At 67.6% G+C, this 14,846-nt stretch carries 11 protein-coding genes; 8 read left to right on the top strand and 3 right to left on the bottom strand.

Going from position 1 to position 14,846, the window contains the following annotated elements; genetic code table 11:
* Nucleotides 1-124 precede the first annotated feature (124 nt).
* From C466_RS13195 to C466_RS13225, 7 genes are all read left to right on the top strand, one after another.
* Entirely contained in the window at nt 125-931 is an 807-nt protein-coding gene (locus tag C466_RS13195) for a TrmB family transcriptional regulator (RefSeq protein WP_004599381.1), read from the top strand.
* A gap of 162 nt (nt 932-1,093) precedes the next feature.
* Nucleotides 1,094-2,836, top strand: coding sequence for a PAS domain-containing protein (locus C466_RS13200; RefSeq protein WP_004599841.1), 1,743 nt, complete (start codon nt 1,094-1,096; stop codon nt 2,834-2,836).
* Between the two features lie 44 nt (nt 2,837-2,880).
* Nucleotides 2,881-3,450, top strand: a complete 570-nt coding sequence (rimI, locus tag C466_RS13205) for a ribosomal protein S18-alanine N-acetyltransferase (protein WP_004599372.1) — start codon at nt 2,881-2,883, stop codon at nt 3,448-3,450.
* Between the two features lie 73 nt (nt 3,451-3,523).
* On the top strand, nt 3,524-5,323 hold the full coding sequence (gene pepF / locus C466_RS13210) for an oligoendopeptidase F (protein WP_004599370.1): 1,800 nt from the start codon (nt 3,524-3,526) through the stop codon (nt 5,321-5,323).
* Nucleotides 5,324-5,391: 68 nt separating this feature from the next.
* Complete coding sequence (locus C466_RS13215; RefSeq protein WP_004599368.1) at nt 5,392-5,874, top strand: hypothetical protein; 483 nt, start codon at nt 5,392-5,394, stop codon at nt 5,872-5,874.
* A 93-nt stretch (nt 5,875-5,967) separates the two neighbouring features.
* Nucleotides 5,968-6,780, top strand: a complete 813-nt coding sequence (locus C466_RS13220; protein ID WP_004599367.1) for a hypothetical protein — start codon at nt 5,968-5,970, stop codon at nt 6,778-6,780.
* Nucleotides 6,781-6,900: 120 nt separating this feature from the next.
* On the top strand, nt 6,901-8,040 hold the full coding sequence (locus C466_RS13225) for an aminopeptidase (RefSeq protein WP_004599365.1): 1,140 nt from the start codon (nt 6,901-6,903) through the stop codon (nt 8,038-8,040).
* Between the two features lie 538 nt (nt 8,041-8,578).
* On the opposite strand, the gene C466_RS13230 is transcribed toward C466_RS13225, so the two are convergent.
* Complete coding sequence (locus C466_RS13230; protein WP_004599364.1) at nt 8,579-9,883, bottom strand: O-acetylhomoserine aminocarboxypropyltransferase/cysteine synthase family protein; 1,305 nt, start codon at nt 9,881-9,883, stop codon at nt 8,579-8,581.
* A gap of 176 nt (nt 9,884-10,059) precedes the next feature.
* Here C466_RS13230 and C466_RS13235 point away from each other — a divergent pair, with 176 nt between their 5' ends.
* Complete coding sequence (locus C466_RS13235; protein WP_004599363.1) at nt 10,060-11,280, top strand: SPFH domain-containing protein; 1,221 nt, start codon at nt 10,060-10,062, stop codon at nt 11,278-11,280.
* Nucleotides 11,281-11,400: 120 nt separating this feature from the next.
* On the opposite strand, the gene C466_RS13240 is transcribed toward C466_RS13235, so the two are convergent.
* Together C466_RS13240 and C466_RS13245 are read right to left on the bottom strand one after the other, a co-directional pair.
* Nucleotides 11,401-13,089, bottom strand: a complete 1,689-nt coding sequence (locus C466_RS13240) for a ribonucleoside-diphosphate reductase subunit alpha (RefSeq protein WP_004599362.1) — start codon at nt 13,087-13,089, stop codon at nt 11,401-11,403.
* A gap of 2 nt (nt 13,090-13,091) precedes the next feature.
* Nucleotides 13,092-14,120 carry a ribonucleotide-diphosphate reductase subunit beta gene (locus C466_RS13245; protein ID WP_004599361.1) on the bottom strand — a complete coding sequence of 343 codons (1,029 nt, stop codon included), beginning with the start codon at nt 14,118-14,120 and terminating at the stop codon, nt 13,092-13,094.
* Between the last annotated feature and the right edge of the window lie 726 nt (nt 14,121-14,846).

The raw sequence follows: 14,846 nt of genomic DNA on the forward strand, positions 1-14,846 counted from the left end.
CCGAACCGGACGTGCGAACGCCTGCCGGTTCGCAAAACCTGCCGGCGTTGTCCGCGCGTTCTTTTATATAGCTATGCGGTGGAGAGCGCCGACGCTTTGTGGGGGCGTCCCCACACGGGCGCACATGGAGTCGCTCCGCGACCTCGGCCTGTCGAGCTACGAGGACCGGGCGTACCGCGCGCTGCTCGCGCTGGGCACCGGGACCGCCGCGGCCGCCGCCGAGGAGAGCGGCGTGCCGAAGGGCCGGATCTACGACGCGCTCGGCGGCCTGGAGTCGCGCGGGCTGGTCCGCGTCCAGACCGACCGCGAGCCGAAGCGGTACGCGCCCGTCGAGCCCGCGGTCGCCGTCGACCGACTCGTCGAAGCGAAGCGGCGGGAGCTGCGGGGGCGGATCGAGACGTACGAGTCGGGCAAGTCGGAGCTGATCGACCGGCTGGCCGACGCCGAGGCGACCGACGACGAGTTCTGGACCGCCGCGGTCGGCGCCGACGACTCGCTCGAGCTCCTCTTCGAGCGGATCGACGCGGCCGAGGAGTCGATCGTCGTCGTCGCCACCGACGTCTCCGCGCAGTTCGACGTCGACCGCGAGGGGCCGGAGCTGCTCGACCGCCTCCTCGCGGCGATCCGGAGCGGCGTCGACATCTCCGTGCTGCTCTCGCCGGGCGTGTTCGACGACGCCCGCGCCGCGGTCGACGAGGACCGCGCGACGCTGACGGTCGCGCAGGGGCCGTTCGAGCTCCGCATCACCGAGGACGCGTACGGCAACTTCTACCTCATCGACGGCGAGGAGGTGTGCCTGGAGGTCGCCGACCCGCTCGCGCCCGACCGGCTGTTCGGCATGCTCGACCTGCGCGACCGCGGGTTCGCCGCCCGCGTCCGCGACGGCTTCGAGGCCGCGTGGGCCGAGGGCATCGTCGTCGACGAGGTGTAGCCACCGCGGGAACAGCCTCTCGCGGGCCGCGAGCGGGCCGCGGGCTGCGACGGCCACGCCGGGGGCGGATCTGGCGGGCAGCCGTGCGCTCGATTATCGATATTGATTCGGAGGGCGCGCAGTTTTATCACCTCGCGATCGTACGCCCGAGCAGAATCAAGAGTGACCCTCCGGCCATCCGACACGGCGGCGCCGGGGCGCGGCGCCGACGAGGGTGACGTCCCCGAGACCGACGCCCCCGAGACCGACGCCCCCGAGACCGACGATCACCCCGCGGCCGGCGCGGCGACCGACGACGCGGAGCGACCGGCTCACTCGGAGGAATCCGAGGCCGGAGCCGCGTCGTGCGCGCCAGCGGACTCCGACCGGGCGTCGGGCGACGTCGACGCGACGCCCGCGGAGGGGTGGGCGCGCCCGGTCGAGCCCGACCGCTTCCTGCTCGCCGTCGCCGTGGACGGCGAGGTGTTGTTCGCCGGGCCGTCGGTGCCCGACGTCGTCGGCGTCGAGCGCGACGGGCTCGTCGGGAGCGACCTCATCGACCGCGTCCACCCGAGCGACCGCGATCCGGTCGCCGACGCGCTGTCCGCGGTCGCGACGAGCCGGACGGTCACCCACCGCATCCGCCGCGCGAGCGGGGGGTACGCGTGGGTCGAGTCCGTCGTCGACGAGGAGCTCGCCCCGCAGTTCGGCGGCCGGATCGTCACGGTCCGGCGGGTCGACGCGGACCGAACCTTCCCGGAGCGCTACCGCGCCTTCCTCGAGTACGGCAGCGACCTCGTCACTGTCGTCGACGGCGACGGCCTCATCGTCTACGAGAGCCCTTCCGTCGAGGAGATGCTCGGCTACGAGCAGGGGTCGACCGTCGGGCGCTCCCCGCTCGGCTACGTCCACCCGGACGACCGCGACCGGGTGACCGAGCGGTTCTACCGCGCGCTCAGCGAGCCCGACGCGGCGCCCACGCTGGAGTACCGCTACCGCACCGCCGACGGCGACTGGGTCTGGCTGGAGTCGCGGACCCGCTCGCTGCCGGCCGACAGCCCCGTCGGCGAACTGCTCATCAACTCGCGCGACGTCAGCGAGCGGAAGGCGCGCGAGCGGCGCCTCACCGACCGCAACGAGCGGCTCGACCGCTTCGCGAGCATCGTCTCGCACGACCTGCGGAACCCGCTGTCGGTGATCCGCGGCTCCATCGAGATGGCGCGGCTGCGCGGCGAGACGGAGCCGCTCGAACGCGGCGAGCGCGCCGTCGACCGGATCGACCAGCTCGTCTCGGAGCTGCTCACCCTCGCGCGGCAGGGAACCGGGATGGACGAGCCCACGGAGTTCGACCTCGCGAGCGTCGCCCGCGACGCCTGGGAGACCGCCGCCGAGGGCGACGACGCGGAACTGGTCGTCGCCGGCGACGCGCGGGTGTACGGCGACCGCGGCCGGATGCGACAGGCCCTCGAGAACCTCTTCCGCAACGCGACGGAACACGCGACGCCGGACGCGGCCGAGGCGAGCGGGAACGAGTCCGACGGCGACCCGGCGGGCGACGACGCGTCCGACGGCGACCCGGCGGGCGACGGCGACGGCGCGTCCGACGACGACCTCACCGTCCTCGTCACCGCCACCGACGAGGGGTTCCTCGTCGCCGACGACGGGAGGGGGATCGACCCCGATCACCGGGAGTCGGTGTTCGAGTCGGGGTTCACCACCCGCGCGGACGGGACGGGGTACGGGCTCGATATCGTCCGCGAGGTCGTCGAGTCGCACGGGTGGCGCGTGGAGCTGCGAGCGCCCGCGGACGACCCCATCGGCCTCCCTGACGGGCGGCGGCTCCGGCCGCCGGACGGCGCCTGCTTCGAGGTGTGTGCCCCCGACCCCGCCGACGCCGACCCGGACGAGCCCTGGATCGACGCGTGAGGGAAACCCGGCGCGTTTATTCCCCGCGGCCCGCAACTCCGGGCGTGAGCGTCGCCGACGTCACGATCCGGCGGGCGGAGCGCGCCGACCTCCTCGCGGTGGTCCGGATCGAGCGCGCCTGCTTCTCGGACCCGTGGCCGCACGACGCCTTCGAGCGGCTGCTCGACGAGCCGGCGTTCCTCGTCGCCGAGCGGGCGGGCGCGGTCGTCGGGTTCGTCGTCGCCGACCGGACGCCGAACCACGGCCGCGACATCGGCCACATCAAGGACCTGGCCGTCCACCCCGACGCCCGCGGCGAGGGGATCGGCCGGACCCTCCTCCGGTCCGCGCTGGCCCGGCTCCGCGCGACCGGCGTGGCGGTGGCCCGCCTGGAGGTGCGCGAGGGGAACGACCCCGCGCGGTCGCTGTACGCCGACGAGGGGTTCGATCCGATCCGGCGGGTCGGCGGCTACTACCGCGACGGCGAGGACGCGCTCGTGCTCGTCGTCGACCTCGCGGCGTGGGCCGAGGGGGAGGCGGGGGACGGTCGCGGCGGGCCTGGCGCGGACGGCGACGCGTCGGGGACGGACGGCGACGCGTCGGGGATGGACGGCGACGACGAAGCGGAGCGGTAACGTTCCGCACGCCTATCGGCCCGGCGCGCGGGGTTTGCCAAGGCTTAGTGTGCGCGAGGCCGACCCGATCGGTATGAGTTCGGTTCCCGAGCGGTCCGAGATCGACGCCGAGTACAAGTGGGACCTCGACGGCATCTACGCCGACGACGAGGCGTGGGAGTCGGCCTACGAGGAGGTGTCCGGACGGATCGACGAGCTGGCCGCCTACGAGGGGTGCGCGACCGAGGACGCCGCCACGCTCCTCGAACTGCTCGAACTGCGCGAGGAGATCTTCCGCGAGCTCCAGCAGGTGATGACCTACGCCCGCCTGCGCAGCGCCGAGGACACGCGGAACCAGGAGTACCAGGCGATGTCCGCGCGGGCGTCCTCGCTCGGCTCCGAGGCGTCGAGCGCGGTCTCGTACCTCGAACCGGAGATCCAGTCGCTGACGGAGTCCGACGTGGAGGCCTTCCTCGACGACGAGCCCGCGCTCGCCGAGTACGAGCACTACCTCGACGACGTCCTGCGGAAGAAGCCGCACACGCGGTCGAGCGAGATCGAGGAGGTGCTGGCGGACCTCTCGGAGGTCACCGACGCGCCGAGCGAGATCTACTCGATGCTGACGAACGCGGACATGACCTACGGCGTCGTCGAGGACCCCGACGGCGAGGACGTGGAGATCACGCAGTCGAACTTCACGAAGCTCCAGACGAACCCGGACCGCGAGTTCCGCGAGCGCGTCCACGAGACGTTCTACGACGAGTGGGCGGACGTGCGCAACACGGTCGGCACCTCCTTGGAGAAGGCCGTCCGCGAGCACGTCACGAGCGCCGAGATCCGGGACTACGACTCGGCGCGCGCCGCCGCGCTCGACGACTCGAACGTCCCCGTCGAGGTGTACGACACCCTCGTCGAGGCGGTCGACGACAACCTCGACGTGCTCCACCGCCACGCGGAGCTGAAGGAGGCGGCGCTCGGCGTCGACCAGCTCCAGAGCCACGACCTCTACATGTCGCTGACGGGCGACCAGGGGCCGGACGTGGAGTACGAGCAGGCCCGTGAGTGGGTGATCGAGGCGGTCGCGCCGCTCGGCGACGCCTATCAGGAGCGGCTGGCCGAGGGGCTCGACTCGCGGTGGGTCGACGTGTACGAGAACCGCGGGAAGCGCTCGGGCGCGTTCTCCTCCGGGACCTACGACACCCAGCCGTACATCATGATGAACTACCAGGACGACATCTCTTCGATGTACACGCTCGCCCACGAGCTCGGCCACTCGATGCACTCGGAGCTGGCCGGCGACGCTCAGCCGTGGCACGACGCGAGCTACGAGATCTTCGTCGCGGAGATCGCCTCCACCGTCAACGAGACGCTGCTCACCCACCACCTGCTCGACACCGTCGAGGACGACGAGCTCCGCACCCACGTCCTCGACGAGTACCTCGAACGCTTCCGCTCGACGCTGTTCCGACAGACGATGTTCGCGACGTTCGAACAGCAGATCCACGAGCGCGTGGAGGCCGGCGACGCCCTCACGCCCGACGCGTTCGACGAGATGTACGGCGACCTGAAGGGTGACTACTACGCGCCCGCCGAGCTGACGGGCGGTATCGAGCGCGAGTGGCAGCGGATTCCCCACTTCTACTACGACTTCTACGTCTACCAGTACGCGACGGGCATCTCCGCCGCGGCCGCCATCGTCGAGCGGATCCTCGACGAGGGCGACTCCGCCGCCGCCGACTACCGCGAGATGCTGAAGGCGGGCGGCGCCGAGTACCCCCTCGACGTCGTCGAGCTCGCCGGCATCGACATGGCCTCGCCCGACCCGATCGAGTCCGCCGTCGGCGTCTACGACGACTACCTCGACGAGATCGCGGCGCTACTCGATCTGGAGTAACGGCGCCGCGAGCCCGCAAACGGGCCACAAAAAGCCTATATTTCGCTCGAAGCTATTTTCCCGGCGCAATGGACCGTCGGCTCCTCGTCGTGCCGGGCGCCCTCCTCGTCCTCCTCTTCGTCGCGGACGTGAGCGTCTTTCGCTGGCAGGCGTCGCTCCGGGCGGGAACGCCCGCCAGTCCCGGCTCGCACGCCGTCGTGAACGCCAGCGACCTCTCCGCGAGATGCGCCGACGCCGCCGTCGTCCTCGCGGACGGGAACAACGTCTCGATCCGCGGGTATCGGATCGCACCCGGGTCCGTCGACCTCCTGTTCGAACGCGCCTCGACCTCCGGAGAGTGGGCCCTGGGCGACGCGAACTGCGCGAACCGGCTCAGCGGGGTCGACAACCTGCGCGTCGACGGGGAGTCGTACAGGGTCCTCGGCAAGTACTCGCGCGAACGCCTAGACCGGACCCCGCTGGCCGGGCTGGCGAAGCTCGGGTGCGGGCTCGTCGGCGTCGCGCTGCTCGCGGTCGGCCTCCTCGCGATCGTCCATCGGGAGTCCGAGTGACGACCGCCGCGGGAAGGCGCGACTACCCGTTCGCCGGGAGCCGACGCCGCTCACCGTCCGGTTTTAATACCTACCTGTCGCGATCGCGATGGTATGGAGTGGCACGGCCGGTTAGACGACAGAGCGGACATGCTGCGCCGACAGGCGGTCCGGATTCCGCTCCCCGACACGGAAGCGGAGCGGGACCTCCACGAGAACATGGCGCGAATCGCGGACGCCGGCGAGCGGAAGGGCCGGCTACTCGACGATCCGGACGTCCCGCTGACGGAGGTGTACGAGGACGAACTCGACGAGATGCGACGGAGCTTCGAGTACCGCCTCCAGCAGGTCGCCGGCGAGGAGTACTACGACGTCGCGATCGCCTATCTCGACGGGGAACGCGACGACTGGATCGGAGCGCTCGCGGCGTACTACCTGGAGTGTTGCTACCGACTACAGGAACGGTACACGGTCGACGAACAGGTCTTCTTTCTGCTGATCCTGCGATACCCGGACTGTTTCACGGTGAACCTCAGTTTCCTCAGCGGTGAGATCAGCGGAGACGCGGTTCGGTACGAGTCCTCCGCGCTCGCGGACGCGGACCTCACGGAGCGCGGTCAGGAGCAGTACTACGCGGACAGCCAGTACTCCCAACACGAGGCCGCGGAGTACCTCCGCGAGCGCGTCGGCTGTATCCGCGAGGCGTTCCCGGACCCGGACGCGACCTCGGCCGAACGGCGGCAGTACGGTGGATTCATCCATCTCACCGGACGGCAGGGGCCGACGTTCGCGGAGCTCCTCGACTCCTGGGCTCCGGACCCGGACCGGTTCGACGAGCCGGCTACCACGCCCGGTATCGTTCCGGAGGGACCGGAAGCCGAGCGAGCGAAGCGGACTCTCCTCACCGACGCCGAGGTGCTGATCTGACGGTCGGGGACAGGTCTCGCCGGTCGGCGGCGACCCGACGGACTCGTCGCGGCCCAGCTTGCGGGGACCGGTCCGACCGTCCCGGCACCGATTTACCGCTCCCCCGCGACACGAGTAATCATGGACGAACGCGTACGCGAGCACGCCGAGGTGCTCGTCGACTGGAGCGCGCGGGTGGAGGCCGGCGACGACGTCGTCGTCAGCGTGGCGGAGGACGCCCACGAGCTGGGCGTCGCGGTCGCCGAGGCGCTCGGCGAGCGCGGGGCGAACGTCACGACGCTGTACGGGTCGAGCGAGGTCTCCCGCGCCTATTTAAAAGGCGTCGAGGCCGGGACCGACGGCGACGTCGACGCCGACGACTTCGACGACGACCCCGCCGTCGAGCGCGCGGTCTTCGAGGCCGCCGACGCCTACCTCCGGATCGGGGGCGGGCGCAACACCACCGCGTCAGCGGACGTCGACCGCGCGACGCGGCAGGCGTACGCGAAGGCGAGAAAAGGCGTCCGCGAGGCGCGGATGGACACCGACTGGGTGTCGACGGTCCACCCGACCCGCTCCCTCGCCCAGCAGGCGGGGATGGCCTACGAGGAGTACCAGGACTTCGTGTACGACGCCGTCCTCCGCGACTGGGAGTCCCTCGCCGAGGAGATGGCACAGATGAAAGACGTCCTCGACGACGGCGACGAGGTCCGGATCGTCACCGAGCGCGACGGCGCGCCCGACACCGACATCTCGATGTCGATCGCGGGCCGCACCGCGGTCAACTCCGCCGCCTCGGTCGCGTACGACTCGCACAACCTCCCGAGCGGCGAGGTGTTCACGGCCCCCTACGACACGGAGGGCGAGGTGTTCTTCGACGTGCCGATGACCATCGACGCGACCCGCGTCCGGAACGTTCACCTCGCGTTCGAGGGCGGCGAGGTCGTCGACTTCGCGGCGGAGGCTGGCGAGGACGCGCTCGCGGACATCCTCGACACCGACGAGGGCGCCCGGCGGCTCGGCGAACTGGGCATCGGGATGAACCGCGGCATCGACCGGTTCACCGACTCGATCCTCTTCGACGAGAAGATGGGCGACACCGTCCACCTCGCGGTCGGCCGCGCCTACGACGCCTGCCTGCCCGAGGGCGAGTCCGGCAACGACAGCGCGGTCCACGTCGACATGATCTCCGACGTGAGCGCCGACTCCCGGATGGAGGTCGACGGCGAGGTCGTCCAGCGGAACGGGACGTTCCAGTGGGAAGAGGGGTTCGAGGAGTAAGTCCGGAGGACGGTAGCTCCGTGAGAGACCGTCGGCGCTGTTGAAACCCTCAAGTGGTGATATGTTCTTCGAGGCGTGCTGAATGTAGAGCGCGGATCTCGCACAGAACCGCTTATGGAATCAACTGTTCCGGATCGCCCAGTACAGAAAAAGAACCGAACTATTCACATCAAGCACAGGTAATCTGGTTGTATGTCCGACCGTACCGAGCGACTTCTCGCTGTATTGGTCATCCTGATGGCCTTGTTAGTAGTTGCTCAAACGACTGTTGTCCCACGAAACCAATTTCTGAGTACGGTAGGCATCATTTTCGGGACTATCGCTATCGTATACGGACTTGCCGAATTTCTGAAAATATTCTAACTGATCGCCTGAACCGATACACTCGCAAGCACGTTCTATCGACTGATTCAGGACATATATGGAGAAAATAACGTACTTCTCCGTGATGATTCCACCCTCTGTATCTCGCACGAGGATTGTATCAGTCTCCGAGGATCCCAACGGAACCAACCCGTCGGAAACGGGCGGACCGCGCTTACGCGGTCGCCGCCTCGATGGCGGCCTCCAAGTCGGCGACGATGTCCGCGGGGTCCTCGATGCCGACCGAGAGGCGCACCATGTCGTCGGTGACGCCCGCGGCCTCCTGTTCTTCCTCGGTCAGCTGCTGGTGCGTGGTCGACGCCGGGTGGATGACGAGCGTCTTCGCGTCGCCGACGTTGGCGACCAGCGAGGCGAGGTCGGCCTCCTCGACGGTCGCGCGCGCCGCCTCGTAGCCGGCCTCAAGCCCGAAGGTGAGCATCCCGCCGTACCCCCCGTCGAGGTACTCGCTGGCCTCCTCGTGGGTCTCGTGGCTCTCCAGCCCGGGGTAGTTCACCCACGCGATATCGTCGTGGCCTTCGAGGTACTCGGCGACGACGCCCGCGTTCTCGCAGTGGCGGTCCATCCGCAGCGGGAGCGACTCCGTCTGCTGGAGCGTGTTCCACGCGTCGAACGGCGACTGCTGGTCGCCCAAGTCGCGCAGGCCGCGGGTGATCGCCGCGAACGTGAACGCGGCGTCGCCGAACCGCTCAGCGAAGTTGATCCCGTGGTAGGCAGGGTTGTCCTGTGCGATCTCCGGGTACTTCTCGGCGTGCTCGGCCCACGGGAACGAGCCGCCGTCGACAACGACGCCGCCGACCGTGGTGCCGTTGCCCGTGAGCCACTTGGTCGTCGACTCCCAGACGAGGTCCGCGCCGTGTTCGAGCGGGCGGCAGAGGTACGGCGTCGCGAACGTGTTGTCGACGAACAGCGGGACGCCGTGCTCGTGCGCGATGTCCGCGATCCGCTGGATGTCGGGCGTGACCAGCGCGGGGTTGCCGATCGTTTCGAGGTGGACGTAGGCGGTGTCCTCGTCGATGGCCTCGGCGTACCCCTCGTAGTCGAGCGGGTCGACGAACCGCGTCGAGACGCCGCGACGCTCGACGGAGTGGGTGAGGTAGGTGTAGGTGCCGCCGTACAGCGCCGACGAGGAGACGATGTTGTCACCGGCGGAGGCGAGCAGGAACGTCGTCACGTCGAGCGCGGCCATGCCCGAGGCGGTCGCGACCGCGCCGACGCCCCCTTCGAGCGAGGCGATCCGCTCTTCGAGGGCGGCGTTGGTCGGGTTCATCAGTCGGGAGTAGACGTTGCCGGCCTCTTCGAGGGCGAACAGGTCGGCCGCGTGGTCGGCGTCGTCGAACTGGTAGGCGGTCGTCTGGTAGATGGGCGTCGCGCGGGCGCCGGTCGTCGGGTCGGGGTCGGAGCCGGCGTGGACGCTTCGCGTGCTGAACTTCGGGGCGTCGTCTCCGTCGTCGGATGGCATGGATCCCTGTTCCGCCGCTGCGTAGTTAAAGCCGGCCGGCCCGCGCGGGCGTTTCCGGTATCTCGGAGACCGGGCGACGACGCCGATCCGGCGACCGCAACGGGATCGACGGTCCGACGCGCTTCAGGCCGCGATCTCGTGCGAACCGTTAACAGCGTCGGGCCGTAATTCGGGGTATGGGAACACAAGGTCCGCGCGGCGAGTCCGCCGAGCTGGAGGACGTGCTGTCGGAGATCCCGGACGGGGTCTGGCAGTACCTCGCGCTCGGCGTCGCCCTCCTCGTCGGCGTCGCCCTCCTCGGACAGAGCCTCGTCTACGGCGTCGCGGCGCTCGCGGTGTTGCTGGCGGCCGTCACGGTCGTCAGCGCCGTCGAGATCGTCGACGCCTACGACAAGGAGGCGCTCACCGTCTTCGGCGAGTACCGCAAGCTCCTCCAGCCGGGCGTTCACATCATCCCGCCGTTCGTCTCGCGGACGTACGCGTTCGACATGCGGACCCAGACGATCGACGTGCCGAGCCAGTCGGCGATCACCCGGGACAACTCGCCGGTGACCGCCGACGCGGTCGTCTACATCAAGGTGATGGACGCGAAGAAGGCGTTCCTCGAGGTCGACGACTACAAGAACGCCGTCTCGAACCTCGCGCAGACCACCCTCCGCGCCGTCATCGGCGACATGGAGCTCGACGACACGCTCTCGCAGCGGGAGCTGATCAACGACCGGATCAACGAGGAGCTCGACGAGCCCACCGACGAGTGGGGGATCCGCGTCGAGGCCGTCGAGGTCCGCGAGGTGAGCCCGTCACAGGAGGTCCAGCGCGCCATGGAGCAACAGACCGGCGCCGAGCGCCGCCGCCGCGCGATGATCCTCGAAGCGCAGGGGGAACGCCGCTCCGCCGTCGAGCAGGCCGAGGGTGACAAGCAGTCCAACATCATCCGCGCGCAGGGAGAGAAACAGAGCCAGATCCTCGAAGCGCAGGGGGACGCCATCTCCACGGTCCTCCGCGCGCGCTCCGCGGAATCGATGGGCGAGCGGGCCATCATCGAGCGCGGCATGGAGACCCTCGAGGAGATCGGCAAGGGCGAGTCGACCACCTTCGTCCTCCCGCAGGAGCTCACGAGCCTCGTCGGCCGCTACGGCAAGGCCCTCTCCGGCTCCGACGTCCAGGAGATGGAGGGGCTCGACAGCAAGGAGTTCGACGAGGAGACGGAGAAGCTGCTCGGCCTGGAGGACATCGAGAGCGCCCTCGAACAGCTCGACACCGTGGCCGACAGCGACCTCCGGACCGACGAGACGCGGGACGCGGACAACGTCGACCTCGCCAAACAGGAGGCGGAGACCCGCGAGGCGGACCGGGACATCGAACTGGAGACCGAGAGCGAGCGGCCGGGAACGTAAGCCCGACTCGCAGCTGTCACACGTCGTCGACGGACAGATCGCCGCCACCGCAACCGCGTCGCCGACGGCGCTCGGGTCGGCGACGTGACCGGAGCCGAAGACGCCGGTTACGAGCAGTGGTCAGCTCTCACAGGCTCGACACTCGAGAATGTCTCGACTGAATTTCTGTGCGGCGTTCACGCTGTGCTGGTAGTAGAGGCTCTTGACCCCTTTCTTCCAGGCTTCGATGTAGAGCTGATTGATCTCTTTGACGCTCACTTCGCTCGGGTCGATCGAGATGTTCAGGCTCTGTGCCTGGTCGATGTACTTCTGTCTCTGTGCTGCCTGGTTGATGATCGCCATCTGCGGTATCTCGGCGAAGGTCTTGAACACCTCTTTCTCTTCGTCCGTCAGGCACTCGAGATGCTGAACGCTCCCGTCTTTGTTTGCGATGCTGTCCCAGACGTCGCGCGTGTCTTTGCCCCGCTCCGCCAGAATCGCTTGAAGGAATCTGTTCTTCTGCGTCGACTTCAGCTTCGCACCGTCTCGCACGAAGTAGTTCGACTTCAGCGGCTCGATGCTCGGACTGACCTGCCCCAGAATGACGCTGCTCGATTTCGTCGGCGCCACGCTCATCGTCGTCGTGTTCCGCCTGCCGTACCCCTCGAGGACCTCCGGCTCCCCGAACTCGTCGGCGAGCGCCTCGCTCGCCTCGTAGCTCCGCTCTTTGATGGTCCGGAAGATCTCCCCGTTCTTCTCCATCGCCTCCATGCTGTCGAAGGGGATCATGTTGCGCTGGAGGTAGCTGTGCCACCCGAGCACGCCGATCCCTATCGCTCTGTGTCGCTTCGCGAACCGCACGGCCCGCTCCATGAACCGGACGCCCTCCGTGCGCTGGATGAACTCCTCCATCACCGCGTCCAGGAACCGCGTCAGCGTCTCCACCGCGTCGGTGTCCTTCCACTCGTCGTAGTGGAGCGCGTTCATGCTCGAGAGACAGCAGACGAAGCTCTCCTCTGCCGTGGCCGGCAGCGCGATCTCGGTACACAGGTTGGACGCGTTTATCTGGTAGTCCTTGTCCTTGTACACCTGCGGCTTCCCCTCGTTCATGTTCCCCCGGAAGATGATGTACGGGACGCCGATGTTGATCCGGGTCTCGATGATGTCCGCCCAGGTCTCCCGCTTCTCCTCGTCGCCGTCGATCATCGCCTGAAACCAGTCGTCACCGACGATGACGCCGTAGTAGATGTCCTGTACCGGGTCCCCCTCGGTTTTGATGTTGAGCCACTCCTCTAAGTCGTCGTGTTCGACGTCGATGTAGCCGGCGAACTGCCCCCGCCGGGTTTCGCCCTGACTGATGACGTTGATGATCGTATCGAACAGCTCCGTGAAGCTGTAGCTCCCGTTGCTCTTGCCGTTGTTCGTTATCGGACTCCCCCGCGGCCGCAGTTCACCGAAATACCCGCTCGTGCCGCCGCCCTGCTTGGTCATCTCGCCCACCTCGGCTTGGGTGTGGAGGATACTCTCGATGCTGTCCTCCATGTAGCTGCCGAAGCAGCTGATGGGCAGGCCTCTGTCCAGTCCGAAGTTGGACCAGATCGGGCTGGCGAGACTGTAGAATCCGCGGCTCATGTACTCGTAGAACCGGTCCGCGAACCCCTCCTCACCCAGGATCTCTTCGGCGCGCTCCGCTATCTGTCTGACTCGCTCTTCCGCTTCGACGCCCTCGAGCAGGTATCCCTCTCTGAGGAACTCCCGACTGTCCTCGTTCAGCCAGTAGAACGGTTCCGTATGTCGTTGCTCAACGCTTTCGAGTGCTGTTTGTGTCATCGTTAGAACATGTCCTCGGCGGTAACGCTCTGCGTGTGTTTGTTGTACGTGGTCGACCGCTTGCTGAAGAAGTCGTTATCCTTCGTCATCATGATGTCCTCGTCGAACCAGCGCGTCTCCTCGAGCAGGTCGTCGTCCGTCTCGAATATCGGTTCCACGCCGACGTTTTCCAGGCTCTGATTGAACCGGTCTCGCAGAAACGCGTCGACGTGCGCCCTGGGAAGGAACTCCAGTTCGCCGTCATCGAATATCCAATCCAGTATCTCCGTCTCTGCCTCGTAGGCCTGCTGACAGGCTTCTTGGACGTCTTCCTCGAAGTCGTCATCGAAGAGGTCCGGGTTCTCCGCTCTGATCGTCTCCACCAGCTCGACCCCGAACAGCCCGTGGATCTGCTCCTCTTTGCTGGTCGCTTCGACGGCGTTCGCGATTCCCTTGAACTTCTTTTCGTGCTTGTCGAAGCTCGTCATGATGAGGAACTGGCTGAACAGCGAGACGTGTTCGACGAACGTGCTGAAAAGCAGGATGCTCATCACGTACTCCCGTTCGTCGTCGCTCTCGCTCTTCTCCAGATACTCGTCGAGATACTCGATCCGCTTTTTCATCGCCGGCTCCGCAGTCACCTGCTCGAAATCGTCCGTGATCCCCAAGACGTCGAGGAGGTGACTGTAGGCGTCCATGTGCCGCACCTCGCTTTCCGCGAAGGTCATGCCCACGTTCCCGACCTCGGCTTTGGGCATCTCCTCGTAGATGTCCGACCAGAACGTCTTCACCTGCACCTCTATCTGCGCGATAGCCAACATCGTCCGCTTGATGACGGTCTGCTCGGCGGGAGTCGTGTTGACCTTGAAGTCTTGGACGTCTCCGTCGAAGTTGAACTCCGTGTGTACCCAGTAGCTGTTCCGGATCGCCTCGACGTAGTCCAGAAACTCGTTGTACTCGTAGGGTTTCAGCTGCGTTCGCTCCGAGAAGATGTCCGTCTCGATATCTTCGTCTGTACTCGCGTTGGTGTTCGCGTTTTCGCTTTCACTCATTTGGCCGTCTCGAACGTGACCGATTGCGTTGGATTGCCGCTGCCACTGTCTATCGTCGGTCCGGTGGGTCCGACCGCAGTCGTGTCGCTCGGGGGACGGTCTCACAGCGTACCGCGTGTGTAGCCGTGTGAACCGTAACGGACCACACAGACTCCACTGGTATAAGCATTACCAATAGAATTGTAGTATAACAAATTTACTTTCATAACGGCGGATCGAGGTCGTTCCTCCGATCCACGAACGGGCGGTCCCGAGACGGGGACTGCGCGGTGGTCTCCGGGTACGGGTGGTCGCGACAGTGCCCAACTGGCGGCGTCGAGCCCCTGCGCTAGTCCGATCGCGAGGGCTCTGCCGAGCCGTTCGGCGAGAAGCGCGAACCCGGTGTCGGGCACGAGGGAGAGACCGACGAGATCCGGGACGCGGACGACGTCGACCGCGCCAAGTGAGAGGAAGGCGAGGCCGACCGCGACATCGAGTTAGAGACCGAAAGCGAGCGGCCGGGAAGCTGTGGCGGCGAGCGCTCGGGAGCCGGATTCGGGGCCGCCGGCGCTCAGGGCCGCCAGCGCTCGGGGTCGACCGCCCAGAGGAGCCCGACGGCGACCGCGCCGCCGACGCCGCCGGTGACGAGGGAGAGCGGGTCGGACGCCCCCGCCGCGAGCGCCGCGAGCAGCAGCACGGAGCCGGCGAGGAGCGCGGCGGTGTCCTCGGTGGTCGTCGCGCGGACCA

Source organism: Halorubrum distributum JCM 10118, assembly GCF_000337335.1.
GTDB classification, from domain to species: Archaea; Halobacteriota; Halobacteria; order Halobacteriales; family Haloferacaceae; genus Halorubrum; species Halorubrum distributum.

Bases quoted from the DNA above. Each gene is read 5' to 3' on its own strand.
- pepF (WP_004599370.1), top strand. From the start codon at position 3,524: ATGAGTTCGGTTCCCGAGCGGTCCGAGATCGACGCCGAGTACAAGTGG.
- C466_RS13215 (WP_004599368.1), top strand. From the start codon at position 5,392: ATGGACCGTCGGCTCCTCGTCGTGCCGGGCGCCCTCCTCGTCCTCCTC.
- C466_RS13195 (WP_004599381.1), top strand. From the start codon at position 125: ATGGAGTCGCTCCGCGACCTCGGCCTGTCGAGCTACGAGGACCGGGCG.
- C466_RS13220 (WP_004599367.1), top strand. From the start codon at position 5,968: ATGGAGTGGCACGGCCGGTTAGACGACAGAGCGGACATGCTGCGCCGA.
- C466_RS13235 (WP_004599363.1), top strand. From the start codon at position 10,060: ATGGGAACACAAGGTCCGCGCGGCGAGTCCGCCGAGCTGGAGGACGTG.
- C466_RS13240 (WP_004599362.1), bottom strand. From the start codon at position 13,089: ATGACACAAACAGCACTCGAAAGCGTTGAGCAACGACATACGGAACCG.
- C466_RS13245 (WP_004599361.1), bottom strand. From the start codon at position 14,120: ATGAGTGAAAGCGAAAACGCGAACACCAACGCGAGTACAGACGAAGAT.
- C466_RS13230 (WP_004599364.1), bottom strand. From the start codon at position 9,883: ATGCCATCCGACGACGGAGACGACGCCCCGAAGTTCAGCACGCGAAGC.
- C466_RS13225 (WP_004599365.1), top strand. From the start codon at position 6,901: ATGGACGAACGCGTACGCGAGCACGCCGAGGTGCTCGTCGACTGGAGC.